This window comes from uncultured Friedmanniella sp. (assembly GCF_964244005.1).
In the GTDB taxonomy this organism is placed as follows: Bacteria; Actinomycetota; Actinomycetes; order Propionibacteriales; family Propionibacteriaceae; genus Microlunatus.
The window spans coordinates 51,920-64,381 of sequence record NZ_CAXTHG010000002.1 but is presented as its reverse complement, the minus strand read 5'-3'; the positions used below and the strand labels follow the sequence as shown (position 1 = coordinate 64,381).

Genomic DNA, 12,462 nt, shown 5'->3' with positions numbered 1-12,462 from the left:
GGGCTCATCCTGCCCCGCCCGTGGTACCGAAGAGGGACGCCGTTCCGGCTGCGATACTCACCCGATGGAACTGGTTCGAGTCGGTAATCGGTCGGCGTCGTGGCAACAGGTGGTGGAGTACGTATCCGAGTACCTGGGCGCTGAGACGGCGGGCGCTCCCCGGTCGGCCTATCCGGCGTACGACGGGTACATGCTCGAGACGGCCACCGGTCCAGTTATCGACGCTGACCTGCTCGCGCCGACGTTGCTCAACGTCCGACACCTCAGCGTCAAGACGTACTACCTCCTCCAGCAAGAGCTCACCTACTGGCAGCCGCTGCTCGACCAGCTGGACCCCGCACTCTCCCTGGTGGACGCGACGGCCGACGATCTCCGACTCGTCGGTGCCCTGTTCGCCGGTATCGACGAGGATCGCCTGGATGGGGCCAAGGCCACCACCCTCTCCAAGATCCTGCACCGCAAGCGGCCTGCGCTCATCCCTCTCCAGGACAAGCAGGTGCGCCGCTGCTACCAGCAGGGATCCGAGCCGCGAATACCGGTCGTACCCGGCCGAGGGTGGGCGGACTTCACCGTCGCGCTCGCCGAGGAGATGCAACACGACCTGCGAAGCCAGCTCGATGCTTTTGAGCAGCTGAGCCGTCTCGCGGACGGCGTGCCAGTCACACCGCTACGCGCGCTCGACATCGTCGCGTGGTTCCTCGGAAAGCCCGCCACGGCGGCAGAACCTACGCGGTCAGCTCGACGGACTCGCTGATCACGGCGGCGAGGTGCAGGGGCATGTTGTCGATCAGCCGGGTGGTGCCGACCTTGGCCGCGACGACGAACAGCGCGGGTCCGGTGTGGTCGTCGGGGATCTCGGCGAAGGTGGTCGGGTTGACCATCACGGCGTAGTCGAGCTCGAAGGCCGGCTCGAACTGGACGCGGTCGAGGACCTCGTCGGCGGCGATCCGGGCGGCGGCGACGGTGTCGGCGGTTGCCGCCTTCTCGAGGGCGGCGGCGAGGCTGCAGGCCATCGCCCGCTCGGCCGGGGTCAGGAAGATGTTGCGGCTGGACAGGGCCAGACCGTCGGCCTCGCGGACGGTCGGCTCGCTCACCACCTCGACGTCAAGGTTGAGGTCGGTCACCATCCGTTGCACGCAGGCCACCTGCTGAGCGTCCTTCTGACCGAAGAGGGCGACCTGCGGTCGGACGAGGTGCAAGAGCTTGAGCACGATGGTCAGCACGCCGTCGAAGTGCCCGGGCCGGGACGCGCCCTCCAGCACCGACCCCATCGTGCCGGCGCTGACGCTCACCTGCCGGCCGGCGGGGTAGAGCTCGGCCACCGTTGGCACCAGGACGAGGTCGACACCCTCGGCGTCGCAGACGTCCAGGTCGTCCGAGAGCGGCCGCGGATAGCGCGCGTAGTCCTCGCCCGGCCCGAACTGCAGGGGGTTGACGAAGACGCTGATCACCACGGCGTCACCGCGGCGGTGGGCCGAGCGGATCAACGAGCGGTGACCCTCGTGCAGGGCGCCCATCGTCGCGACGAAGACGACGCGCCGTCGGCCCTCGGCCTCGAGGGCGTTCCGGGCCTCGGCGAAGTCGGCGAGGGTGTAGGTGACGATCACGGGGTTGCTCCTGGTGCGGGGAAGGTGCCCGGCGCGGGGGAGCCAGCGGCTTTCTTTGTGGGAGTGGACTCAAAGGTGTGGGCGGCGGTCGGGAACGACCCGTCGGTGACGTCGGCGACGTAGGCCGCCGCCGCGTCGGAAATGGTCTGGGCGAGGTTGGCGTACTGCTTGACGAAGCGGGTCACGTTGCCCTGCCGCAGGCCGAGCATGTCCTGCCAGACCAGCACCTGGGCGTCGCAGGCGACCCCGGCGCCGATACCGACGGTCGGGATGGCGAGCTCGGCGGTGACCTGCGCGGCGAGGTCGCCCGGCACCATCTCGAGCACCACGCCGAACGCACCGGCCTCCTGGACCGCGTGGGCGTCCTCCAGCAGCCGGGCCGCCCCGTCGCCGCGGCCCTGGACGCGATAGCCGCCGAGTCGGTGCTCGCTCTGCGGGGTGAAACCGATGTGGCCCATCACCGGGATCCCGGCCTCGGTGACGAGGCGGATCTGCTCGGCCACCCGGACGCCGCCCTCGAACTTGACGGCGTGGCAGCCGCCCTCCTTCAAGAAGCGGATGGCGGTCTCCAGCGCCTGCTGTGGACTCACCTCGTACGAGCCGAAGGGCAGGTCACCGATCACGAGCGCGCGTCGGGTAGACCGCACCACCGCCCGGACCAGCGGCAGCAGCTCGGCCACGGTGACCGGCAGCGTCGAGTCGTAGCCGTAGACGTTGTTGGCGGCGGAGTCACCGACGAGCAGGCTCCAGACCCCGGCCTCGTCGAAGAGGGCGGCGGTGTACTGGTCGTAGCTGGTGAGCATGGCCCAACGCTGCCCGCGGAGCTTGGCGTTGACGAGGTCGGTGACGCGGACCCGACGCTGCGGTGCTGTCGTCTCAGCCACAACACGACCTCTTGTTCTCCCCCACATCAGCGCAGCTGTGCCGTGTGTCGCGGACTCCTCTGGGTGCGCTGGCTTCTCCAGCGCCGACCTGCAAGCGTGCCCTCGATCACCAAACATGCGGTGATCCCGGTGATTTTGTTCCCCGAGAACCTAGCCCACGTACGGCGGCGGTCATCGGTCCGGCCCCGGGGGAGAGGGCCCCGCTCAGTGTGGCATCTTCGACCGGGTCGCGTGGCGGACCCCGCACCGAGAGCGGTCACGATTGGCTCCGTCAAAGATGCGACAGCACGACGGCCGAGCGGGTACGGCTGACGCCCGGGTGGTTGCGGATGACTCCGAGCACCTTCTCGAAGTGGCTGGCGTCGGAGGCGCGGACCAGCAACAGCCCGTCCGCCTCGCCTGTCACCGTGTACGCGGCGCTCACCTCCGGGATGGTGCGGGCCAGCTCGCGCATCCGGTCCGGCGGCACCCGTCCCTCGCAGTACAGCTCGACGAAGGCCTCGATCGTCCAGCCGAGCGCCACCGGGTCGATCTCGGCGGTGAAGCGCCGGATCACCCCCTCCCCACGCAGCCGGTCGACCCGGCGCTTGGTTGCGGCCGTGGAGAGACCGATCTGGTGACCGAGGCTGGCGAAGCTCTCCCGACCGTTCTCCAGCAGACGAGCAATGATCTTGCGGTCAAGGTCGTCCAGACGCAAACTCAGCACAGTAACTTCGTACAACAGGACCCTATCGTTGCGCAAGAGGACGCCTAGGGTGGAAGTGTGACTTCGACGGTGCTGGCTCGCCCTACGGTGCTGACTGGCCCTGACGCTCCGGTCCGTCGTGCCTCACCGCGCACGTACCTGATGTGCCCGCCGACCTGGTTCGACGTCAGCTACGCCATCAACCCGTGGATGCGCCCCGGACCGCCGGTGGACGGCGCCCTCGCTCTCGCCCAGTGGTCAGCATTGGTGGAGTCCTACCGGGCCGCGGGCCACCGGGTCGACCTGCTGGAGCCGGTCCCGGGACTGCCCGACATGGTCTTTGCCGCGAACGGGGCCACGGTGATCGACGGCCAGGTGCTGCAGGCGCGTTTCGCCACCCCCGAACGGGCCGCCGAGGCCGCCCACCACGGGGCCTGGCACGCCACCCGTTCGAGCTCGGTGACCCTGCCGGACGCCGTCAACGAGGCCGAGGGCGACTACGCGGTGCTGGCCGACCGGATCCTCGCGGGGTACGGCTTCCGCACCTCACCCGCAGCGCATCTCGAGCTGGCGCGGCTGACCGGCCGGCCGGTGATCAGCCTCGAGCTGGTCGACCCGTACTTCTACCACCTGGACGTCGCGCTCACCGTGCTCGACGACACCCGCGACCACCTCGCCTACTATCCGCCGGCCTTCAGCCCGGCCAGCCAGCAGCTGCTGGCCGAGCTGTTCCCCGACGCCCTGATCGCCGACGACGCGGACGCCGCGTGTCTTGGGCTCAACTGCGTCAGCGACGGCCGGACGGTCTGGGTACCCGCCGGCGCCGACCACCTGGTCGGGCTGCTCACCGCGGCCGGGTACGCGCCCGTCGAGGTCGACCTCAGCGAGCTGCTCCGCGGCGGCGGCAGCGTCAAGTGCTGCACCCAGGAGATCCGACTCCCGACGAAAGGCTTCGCTTCATGCTGACCATCGACACCCCCACCCGCGCCGAGGCGCTGCTCAGCGCCGAAGAGGAGCACGTCGCCCACAACTACCACCCGCTGGACGTGGTGGTCGCCTCGGGTTCCGGTGCGGTGCTGACCGACGTCGCGGGACGGGACTACCTCGACTTCCTGGCCGCCTACTCCGCCACGAACTTCGGCCACGGGCACCCGGTGCTGCTGGCCGCCGCCCGCGATCAGCTCGAGCGGGTCACGCTGACCTCTCGCGCCTTCCACCACGACCAGCTCGCGCCGTTCGCCGAGAGCCTCGCCGCCCTGGTCGGCAAGGAGATGGTGCTGCCGATGAACACCGGCGCGGAGGCGGTGGAGTCGGCGGTCAAGGTGGCCCGCAAGTGGGGGTACGAGGTGAAGGGGGTGCCCGACGGCCGCGCCGAGATCATCGTGGCCGGCGGGAACTTCCACGGCCGCACCACCACGGTCATCAGCTTTTCTGACGACCCGGACGCCCGCGACCACTTCGGCCCCTACACCCCGGGCTTCGTCACCGTCCCCTACGGCGACCTCGCCGGGCTCGAGTCCGCGATCACCGAGCACACCGTCGCCGTGCTGCTGGAGCCGATCCAGGGCGAGGCCGGCGTCCGGATCCCGCCGCCCGGCTATCTCGCCGGCGTCCGGGCCGTGACCAGCCGGCACCGGGTGCTGTTCATCGCCGACGAGATCCAGTCCGGTCTCGGCCGGACCGGTCGCACCCTCGCCTGCGAGCACGAGGGTGTCGTGCCTGACGTCTATCTGTTGGGCAAGGCCCTGGGCGGCGGCATCGTGCCCGTCTCGGCCGTGGTGGCCGACGCGGACGTGCTCGGTGTGCTGCGGCCCGGCCAGCACGGCAGCACCTTCGGCGGCAACCCGATGGCCTGCGCGGTCGGCCGCGCGGTCGTCGGCCTGCTCGCCACCGGGGAGTACCAGGAGCGGGCGACCCGGCTGGGGGTACGGATGCGCGATCGGCTCGAAGGCATGCTGGGCCACGGCGTGGTCGGCTTCCGGGCCCGCGGGCTGTGGGCGGGAGTGGATGTCGACCCGTCGCTCGGCAGCGGCCGGCACGTCTGCGAGGCGCTGGCCGCCCGGCACGTCCTGGCCAAGGACACCCACGGCTCGACGGTTCGGCTCGCTCCGCCGCTGGTGATCACCGAGAACCAGCTCGACGCAGGGCTGGACCAGCTCGAGGCGGTCCTCGGCGAGCTCAGCCGATCGCCGGGTCGGCGCGTTCGTCCTATCCTGAGCGAGTGAGTCCTACGGGGGTGTCCATCGATCCGGACGATGTCGGTCCTGCCGCGCACGCTGTCGCCCCGCTGCTCGAGGACTTCCTCGTCGCGGTGGCGGAACGGTTGTCGGAGCAGCTCGGTGACGTCGGGGGTGTCGCGGTCACGCTCGGCCTGGGCGCCGCCCCGGTGACGATCGGCACCAGCAGCGCGCTCGCCCTCGAGGTGGACCGGATCCAGTACGACAACGGCGCTGGCCCCTGCCTGCACGCGCTCGAGACCAACACCACGATGTACGTGGCGGACCTGGGTGCCGACCTGCGCTGGGGCGACTACGGGCCCCGAGCGGCCGAGCGGGGCGCCGCCTGTTGCCTGTCGGTCCCGGTCTGCGTCGACGGCGAGCCCGCCGCGGTGCTCAAGGTCTACAGCCGACAGATCGACGGCCTGGGCGCCAAGGAGCAGGCGATCACGATCCAGACCGCCGCCGACATCTCCGGTGGCGTCGCCCTCGCGATGCACCTGAGCCGGCACGCGCGGGAGCTCGACGACCGCGCGGCCGCGATGGACCGGCGCCGGACGATCGACCTGGCGCTGGGGATGCTGATGGAGCGCAACCGCTGCGGCGCCGACGCGTCGTTCGACCTGCTGCGGCGATACTCCCAGCACTACAACGTGCCGCTGCACCGCGCCGCCGCGCAGGTCGTCCAGGCCCACGACAGCTCCGGGAGCACCGAGACCGCACCGTTCACGGCCGGCATCACCCGCTAGCGACCGGCGCCTCACGCGACGCCGATGGGAGCCTCACGCGACCGGGTGCAGGGCGTCGTAGCGCAGGAAGCGGCGCTGCACGCCGGCCACCACGCTCAGCAGCACGATGCAGCTGAGGCCGCCGACCACGGCGGCCCAGCCCTCACCCAACCAGCTGGACTCTGACCCCAGCACCAGGTCGCCGAGGCGCGGACCGCCGGCGACCACCACGATGAACACGCCCTGCAGCCGCCCCCGCATCTGGTCCGGCGTCGCCGACTGCAGGATCGTCTGCCGGAAGACGGCGCTGACCGAGTCCGAGCCGCCGGCCACCGCGAGGAAGATCATCGCCAGCACCAGCGCGCCGAGCAGCACGGTGCCCGGTCGGTCCCCTCCGACGGCGACCAGCACCACGCCGAACGCGGTCACGGCGGCGCCGAAGGTCAGGATCGAACCGACGATCACCCGACCCTGCCAACGAGCCCGGACAAGACCGCCGGAGAACAGCCCGGCCAGCACCGCACCGGCGGCGTACGCTGCGCTGAGCAGCCCGGTGGTGGTCGCCCCGCCACCGAGGAACACCACGCCCACGGCCGGGAACAGCACCCGCGGCATGGCGAAGATCATGGCGATCAGGTCGACCACGAAGGTCATCCGGACGTTCGGCCGGGTGGCGAGATAGTGCAGCCCCTCGACGATCGAGGCGAACCCGCGCTTGGCCCGTGCCCCCTCGGTCCCACGCAGCTCAGCTGCGTCCGCGGCGGCCCCGACGGGCGGCAGGTCCGGCAGCCGCCACAACGCCCAGAGGGCGAACGTGAACAGCACTGCGTCGATCGTGTACGCCGGCCCGAAGTCGGCGACAGCGACCAGCAGGGCGCCGATCAACGGGCCGACGGTCATGGCGACGTTGGTCTCGATGGTGGTCAACACGTTGGCCGCCGGCAACAGCCGCGGCTCGATCAGCCGCGGGATGATCGAGCTGCGGGCCGGGTTGTTGATGGCGAACCCGGCCGACTGGACCGCGACGAGGGCGTACAGCAGCAGCACCGAGTCGACGTGCAACCACGCCTGGGTGGCCAGGCCGAGCGTCACGACCCAGAGCCCGAAGGAGGAGTAGAGCGCGACCCGACGCCGGTCGTAGGCGTCCACCAGCGCACCGCCGTAGAGGCCGAGCACCACCAGCGGGACCAGCGCGCAGATGCCGAGGACGCCGACCGACAGCGTGGAGCCGGTGATCGCGTAGACCTGCAGCCCCACCGCGACCACGGTCAGCTGCGAGCCGAGGTTGGAGACACCGAGGCCGATCAGCAGCCGCCGGAACGGGGCACTCACCCGGAGCGGAGCGAGGTCGAGGAGCAGAGCCATGGCTGGTCGAATCTACGTCGGCGCTGACCGGCTCGGCTCTCGGGGGCCGATAGGGTGATCCCCACCCTTTGATCCCAGGAGAGCACTTCGTGACGACCGTCATCACCTTTGGCACCTTCGACGTCCTGCACGTGGGGCACGTCCGCGTGCTGAACCGGGCGGCAGCCCTCGGTGACCGGCTGGTGGTGGGGGTGTCCTCGGACGCGCTCAACTTCGCCAAGAAGGGGCGCAACCCGGTGTTCACCCAGGAGGAGCGGACCGAGATCGTCTCCAACCTCAAGGTGGTCGACGAGGTCTTCGTCGAGGAGAGCCTGGAGCTGAAGCGGGCCTACGTCGGCGAGCACGCCGCCCACATCTTGGTGATGGGCGACGACTGGGCCGGAAAGTTCGACTTCCTGAACGACGCCTGCCGGGTGATCTACCTGCCCCGTACGCCCTCGGTCTCGACCACCGCCATCATCGAGCACATCTCCAGCAACGCGGGCGGCTGACCCGACCTGTCAGCCGCTGTGGTCGCCAGAGCAGCCACAGCGGCTGACAACTCGGTGTGGGAGATCTAGCGGCCGAGAACGTCGTTCGCCGCGTCCTTGACCTCGCCGACCGCCTGCTTGGCGTTGCCGCCGGCCTGGTCGGCCTGGCCTTCGGCCTGCAGGTCGGGCTTGTCGGTCGCGTCGCCGACCTTTTCCTTGGCGGCGCCCTTCAGCTCGTCGGCCTTGCCCTCGAGCTTGTCACTCAATCCACTCATGCCGTGCTCCTCACGTTCTGGGACGGGCTTTCGGCCACGTACCTCATCAGACCAACGTAAACCCCGTGATTTACGCTGTAAATCCCTGGCGGCTATCCATGATGAACGGTAGGCGCACGACTTGCCGCACCGGAACGGCGGGCCGGCGTCTCGAGACCGAGGCGGTGCCGAATGACCAGCGGAGGAGCTGACGGACCCGCGCCGACGACGGCGCCGGGTCCCAAGAAGGCGTCCGGTCCAGAACGCGTCCCCACTCCAGGTGGTCGGCGGCCGCTCGACCAGCGCGTGATCCTCACGGCTGCGGTGAGCTTCATCGACGAGCACGGCCGGGACCGGCTGACCATGCGCCGGCTCGGCGCCGAGCTCGGCGTCGAGGCGATGGCCCTCTACCGCTACGTCCCCGGCCGCGACGAGCTGCTCGACGGTGTCGTCGAGGTGGTGATGGACGAGCTGTACGCGATGACGATGGGCCGCGACCGGCCCGAGACCTGGCAGGAGTTCCTGCAGCAGATGGCCCACGGGGTGCGTTCCATCTCGATGGTGCACCCGAAGATCTTTCCGCTGGTCGCGAGCCGACCGCCGGCGGCGCCCTGGCTGCGGCCGCCGCTGCGCAGCCTGCGCTGGGTGGAGGATTTCCTCGAGGGGCTGGCGCACTACGGCTTCAGCGCCGACGAGAGCGTCCGCGCCTACCGCGCCTTTTCGACCTTTCTGCTCGGTCACCTGCTGCTCGAGTCGGCCATCTACGCGGTGGAGCCGAAGGCGTTGCCGGCGGCTGACCTCGAGTTCGTCGAGAGCAGCGACCTCGCGCACTACCCGCGGCTGATGGCGCTGTCGCCGCAGCTGTCGCTGGACACCTTCGACAACGAGTTCGAGGACGCGCTCGAGGACCTGATCGCGCGGTTGCTGGTCAGCGGCGACAGCGCGTGACCGCCACCGACGGACGCGACGAGTCGGTGAACGAGCGCCTCGACCGCAACTGGAGCGAGATCCTGCAGGAACTGCGCGTCACCCAGACCGGCACCCAGATCCTCACCGGCTTTCTGCTGACGATCTCGTTCCAGCAGAAGTTCGACACCATCACCGCAGATCAGCAGCTGATCTATCTGGTCCTGGTGGGGCTGGCCGTGCTCACGACCGCGGTCGGGTTGGCCCCGGTGAGCCTGCACCGGGCCCTGTTCCGGCGGCACGCCAAGCTGACCATCGTCCGGTTCGGTCACGTCGTGCTGCGGCTGATGCTGCTCGGGGTCGGGCTGGTGCTGACGGGTGTCGTGCTGCTGGTCTTCGACGTGGTCGCCGGCCGGACGGCCGGGCTGGTGGCCGGCGGGGCGACGGCCCTGGTCATCGCGGCGATCGCGCTGCTGCCGCGGCTGCCGCACTTCGTCCGTCCGTCGTGACGGAGGTCCGGATCGGTACCTCCGGCTGGAGCTACGACCACTGGGAGCACGTCCTCTACCCACCAGGTCTGCCCTCGCGCGACCGGCTCGCACGCTACGTCGGCTCCTTCGGCACGGTCGAGCTCAACGCCAGCTTCTACCGTTGGCCGCGCGAGTCGAGCTTCGCCTCGTGGCGTCGACGACTGCCGGACGGTTTCCGGCTCAGCGTCAAGGCTCCGCGTGGGCTGACCCACGCCAAGCGGCTGTACGCCCCGGAGGCCTGGGTGGAGCGGATCGCCGCCTGCTGGCACGAGCTGGGCGACCGCCGCGGTGCTCTGCTCGTCCAGCTGCACCCCGGCCACGAGCGCGACGACGCCCGGCTGGCGTACTTCCTGGACCGGCTGCCGTCCTGGATCCGGGTGGCGGTGGAGTTCCGACACCCGAGCTGGGTGGACGAGCGGGTGTTCGGCCTGCTCGCCGACCACGACGCGGCCTACTGTGTGCTGAGCGGCGCCGGGCTGCCGTGCCTGCTGCGGACCACCACCTCGTGGGCGTACGTCCGGCTGCACGGGCCCGACCACGACCACCTCTACGCGGGCAGCTACGGCGAGGACGACGTGGCTTGGTGGGCGGAGCGGATCGGCGAGTGGCGTGAGGCAGGTCAGGACGTCTACGCCTACTTCAACAACGACGGCCACGGCCACGCCGTCCGCAACGCCGCCCGGCTGGCCGAGCTCGTCGGCTGACCCGGGCCCTGCCTCTCCCGCGTCGGGCCGCAACGCTCTCGGCCACGGTCATCCGCGCTCCGCGCAGCTGCTCATCAGTACCGGGCGAGCCCGAGCCCGCTCAGCCGGCCGTCAGGTCGTAGACCGTCGCGCCGCCGACCGAGGTCGCGGTGTAGTGAGCCTCGACCCAGGCGGTGATCTCGCTGCCCGAGGAGCTGCTGTTGCCCCCGCCGCCCATGCCCCCGCTGCCCATGCCCCCGCCGCCCGTGCCCCCGCCGCCGCCGTTGCTGCCGGCGATGAAGTAGCCGACGTCGCCGCTGGCCACGTACGCCTGGAACTGGGCCAGCGTGGGGGAGTTGTCGGTGCCGCCCCAGCCGCCGATCGCCATCACGGCGGTGTCGGTGGACAGGATGTACCCCGTAGCCGACTGGTCGCCGACCACCGCGGCCGACCAGCGGCTGCTGGTGGCGTTCAGCAGGTCGACCAGGGCGGTGTCGGTCGTGCTGGAGCCGCCCATCCCACCCAGGTGGGCGCTGGCGACCGAGCTGGGTCCGGCCGAGGGGGTCGAACCGGTGTGACCGGTGGACACGGTGGCGGTGGTGAAGGACGCGGCGCCGAGGGAGGCGGAGATCGCGCCGACGAGCAGGGCGGCGACGGCCAGCTTCTTGAGCCGACCGGTCGAGGCCACGAGCACGAGGGCGCCCAGCACTCCGCCGACCAGCATGGTCCAGGCCAGCCACGTCGACCAGCCGCTGGCGTCCCGGTCCATCAGGTACCAGCCCCAGACCGCCGTGCCGGTGACCATCAGCGCCAGGGTGGTCCGAGCGACGTCGGAGGTACGGGCCCGCCACAGCTCGCGGCCGCCGATGGCGACCAGGCCGCCGATGGCCGGGGCGAGGGCGACGGCGTAGTACGGATGGATCGTGCCGGACATGAAGGAGAAGACGAGGCCGGTGACGATCAGCCAGCCGCCCCAGAGCAGCAGCCCGGCGCGCGTCCTGTCGGTCCGCGGAGCACGCCAGGTCAGCACCAGGCCCGCGACGAGCGCGATCAGCGCCGCCGGCAGGAACCAGGAGATCTGGGTGCCGAACGCGGTCCCGAGCAGCCGGGTGATGCCGGTCGCCCCGCCAAAGCTGGTGTTCCCGCCGCCGCCCATGCCCCCGCCGCCGTTGCCGGTGGCGCCGAAGATCCGGCCGAGGCCGTTGTAGCCGATCGCGAGCTCCCAGAGGGAGTTGCTGGTGGAGCCACCGATGTAGGGCCTCGAGGCGGTCGGCCAGAGCGCGACCAGGGCGACGAACCAGCCCGCGGAGACGACCATCGCGCCGGTCGCGGCGAGCAGGTGGCCGATCCGGGCCTTGAGCCGGAGCGGCGAGGCCACCAGGTAGACCAGCCCGAACGCCGGCAGCACCAACAGGCCCTGCGCCATCTTGGTCAGGAAGGCGAAGCCTATCGCCGCACCGGCCACCAGCATCCAGCGCAGCGCCGCGTGCCGCGCGGTCTCGCTCGCGGCGTCGATGGCCCGGACCACACCGTACGCGGCGACCGCCATCAGCAGCACGAGCAGTGCGTCCGGGTTGTTGAAGCGGAACATCAGCGCGGCCACCGGCGTGAGGGCCAGCAGCGCGCCCGCGATCAGCCCGGCGGCGGGTCCGGACCAGCGCTTGACCGCGGCGTAGGTCACCGCGACTGAGCCGACGCCCATCAACGCCTGCGGCAGCAGCATCGAGAACGAGGAGAATCCGAAGATGCGAGCCGACAACACCATCACCCACAGCGATACCGGCGGTTTGTCGACCGTGATCGCGTTTCCCGAGTCGAGGGAGCCGAAGAGCCAGGCTTTCAGCGACTCGGTGCCGGACTTGACGGCAGCGGCGTAGAACTCGTTGGCCGTCCCCGAGGAGGAGAGGTTGACGAGGTAGAGGGCGGCGGTCCCGAGCAGCAACAGCCACAGCAGCGGCTGGGCCCAACGCGGGTCACGGTCCGCCCCGGTGATGACCGAGCGCAGGACCAAGCGGCCTCGACGTCTCGTGGCGGGTGCGGCCGGATCGGTGGCGGGCCGGGACGCACGCGTGAGGCGGTGGCCGGTCAGCGACGTGCTGTCGGGGGAGAGGGCGGTGGCAGGCATGGGCACGAG

14 protein-coding genes are annotated in these 12,462 nt (G+C 70.7%); 8 read left to right on the top strand and 6 right to left on the bottom strand.

Translation table 11 applies throughout. The annotated features are described in order from the left end of the window. Positions 1-64: 64 nt before the first annotated feature. Positions 65-754: a DUF6308 family protein gene (locus ACFE76_RS01650; protein ID WP_375429992.1), complete on the top strand. Its 690-nt coding sequence runs from the start codon at positions 65-67 to the stop codon at positions 752-754. Here ACFE76_RS01650 and panC read toward each other — a convergent pair. From panC to ACFE76_RS01635, 3 genes are all read right to left on the bottom strand, one after another. Next, the gene (gene panC, locus ACFE76_RS01645; protein WP_375429991.1) at positions 726-1,607 is read right to left on the bottom strand and encodes a pantoate--beta-alanine ligase; all 882 of its coding nucleotides are present in this window, start codon (positions 1,605-1,607) and stop codon (positions 726-728) included. The genes ACFE76_RS01650 and panC overlap by 29 nt on opposite strands. Then, positions 1,604-2,491: a 3-methyl-2-oxobutanoate hydroxymethyltransferase gene (panB, locus tag ACFE76_RS01640; protein WP_375429990.1), complete on the bottom strand. Its 888-nt coding sequence runs from the start codon at positions 2,489-2,491 to the stop codon at positions 1,604-1,606. Before panB ends, panC begins: the two co-directional genes overlap by 4 nt. A gap of 271 nt (positions 2,492-2,762) precedes the next feature. Continuing rightward, entirely contained in the window at positions 2,763-3,197 is a 435-nt protein-coding gene (locus ACFE76_RS01635) for an Lrp/AsnC family transcriptional regulator (protein WP_375429989.1), read from the bottom strand. A gap of 57 nt (positions 3,198-3,254) precedes the next feature. Between ACFE76_RS01635 and ddaH the strand changes: the two genes are divergently transcribed. The 3 genes from ddaH to ACFE76_RS01620 are packed head-to-tail and all read left to right on the top strand — an operon-like array spanning position 3,255 to position 6,141. Beyond that, complete coding sequence (ddaH, locus tag ACFE76_RS01630) at positions 3,255-4,142, top strand: dimethylargininase (protein WP_375429988.1); 888 nt, start codon at positions 3,255-3,257, stop codon at positions 4,140-4,142. Further along, positions 4,136-5,401 carry an ornithine--oxo-acid transaminase gene (gene rocD / locus ACFE76_RS01625; RefSeq protein ID WP_375429987.1) on the top strand — a complete coding sequence of 422 codons (1,266 nt, stop codon included), beginning with the start codon at positions 4,136-4,138 and terminating at the stop codon, positions 5,399-5,401. The genes ddaH and rocD overlap by 7 nt, the downstream gene beginning before the upstream one ends. Next, positions 5,398-6,141, top strand: a complete 744-nt coding sequence (locus ACFE76_RS01620; RefSeq protein ID WP_375429986.1) for a GAF and ANTAR domain-containing protein — start codon at positions 5,398-5,400, stop codon at positions 6,139-6,141. Before rocD ends, ACFE76_RS01620 begins: the two co-directional genes overlap by 4 nt. A 33-nt stretch (positions 6,142-6,174) precedes the next feature. Here the strand turns inward: ACFE76_RS01620 and ACFE76_RS01615 are convergent, their stop codons facing one another. Next, positions 6,175-7,485, bottom strand: coding sequence for an MFS transporter (locus tag ACFE76_RS01615; protein ID WP_375429985.1), 1,311 nt, complete (start codon positions 7,483-7,485; stop codon positions 6,175-6,177). 89 nt (positions 7,486-7,574) lie between these two features. Between ACFE76_RS01615 and ACFE76_RS01610 the strand changes: the two genes are divergently transcribed. Next, positions 7,575-7,976: an adenylyltransferase/cytidyltransferase family protein gene (locus tag ACFE76_RS01610; protein ID WP_375429984.1), complete on the top strand. Its 402-nt coding sequence runs from the start codon at positions 7,575-7,577 to the stop codon at positions 7,974-7,976. 65 nt (positions 7,977-8,041) lie between these two features. On the opposite strand, the gene ACFE76_RS01605 is transcribed toward ACFE76_RS01610, so the two are convergent. Next, positions 8,042-8,230 carry a CsbD family protein gene (locus ACFE76_RS01605; RefSeq protein ID WP_375429983.1) on the bottom strand — a complete coding sequence of 63 codons (189 nt, stop codon included), beginning with the start codon at positions 8,228-8,230 and terminating at the stop codon, positions 8,042-8,044. Positions 8,231-8,401: 171 nt separating this feature from the next. Here ACFE76_RS01605 and ACFE76_RS01600 point away from each other — a divergent pair, with 171 nt between their 5' ends. The 3 genes from ACFE76_RS01600 to ACFE76_RS01590 are packed head-to-tail and all read left to right on the top strand — an operon-like array spanning position 8,402 to position 10,349. Continuing rightward, on the top strand, positions 8,402-9,157 hold the full coding sequence (locus tag ACFE76_RS01600; protein WP_375429982.1) for a TetR/AcrR family transcriptional regulator: 756 nt from the start codon (positions 8,402-8,404) through the stop codon (positions 9,155-9,157). Beyond that, positions 9,154-9,624 (top strand): DUF6328 family protein, encoded by a 471-nt coding sequence (locus ACFE76_RS01595; RefSeq protein WP_375429981.1) that lies wholly within the window; start codon positions 9,154-9,156, stop codon positions 9,622-9,624. Before ACFE76_RS01600 ends, ACFE76_RS01595 begins: the two co-directional genes overlap by 4 nt. Continuing rightward, the gene (locus ACFE76_RS01590) at positions 9,621-10,349 is read left to right on the top strand and encodes a DUF72 domain-containing protein (RefSeq protein WP_375429980.1); all 729 of its coding nucleotides are present in this window, start codon (positions 9,621-9,623) and stop codon (positions 10,347-10,349) included. The genes ACFE76_RS01595 and ACFE76_RS01590 overlap by 4 nt, the downstream gene beginning before the upstream one ends. Before the next feature lie 100 nt (positions 10,350-10,449). Here ACFE76_RS01590 and ACFE76_RS01585 read toward each other — a convergent pair whose 3' ends face one another. Further along, positions 10,450-12,453: an ArnT family glycosyltransferase gene (locus tag ACFE76_RS01585; RefSeq protein WP_375429979.1), complete on the bottom strand. Its 2,004-nt coding sequence runs from the start codon at positions 12,451-12,453 to the stop codon at positions 10,450-10,452. Positions 12,454-12,462: the final 9 nt, after the last annotated feature.

Coding starts and splice junctions, on each gene's coding strand:
- ACFE76_RS01650 (WP_375429992.1), top strand. CDS start 65: ATGGAACTGGTTCGAGTCGGTAATCGGTCGGCGTCGTGGCAACAGGTG.
- rocD (WP_375429987.1), top strand. CDS start 4,136: ATGCTGACCATCGACACCCCCACCCGCGCCGAGGCGCTGCTCAGCGCC.
- ACFE76_RS01615 (WP_375429985.1), bottom strand. CDS start 7,485: ATGGCTCTGCTCCTCGACCTCGCTCCGCTCCGGGTGAGTGCCCCGTTC.
- ACFE76_RS01605 (WP_375429983.1), bottom strand. CDS start 8,230: ATGAGTGGATTGAGTGACAAGCTCGAGGGCAAGGCCGACGAGCTGAAG.
- ACFE76_RS01600 (WP_375429982.1), top strand. CDS start 8,402: ATGACCAGCGGAGGAGCTGACGGACCCGCGCCGACGACGGCGCCGGGT.
- ACFE76_RS01585 (WP_375429979.1), bottom strand. CDS start 12,453: ATGCCTGCCACCGCCCTCTCCCCCGACAGCACGTCGCTGACCGGCCAC.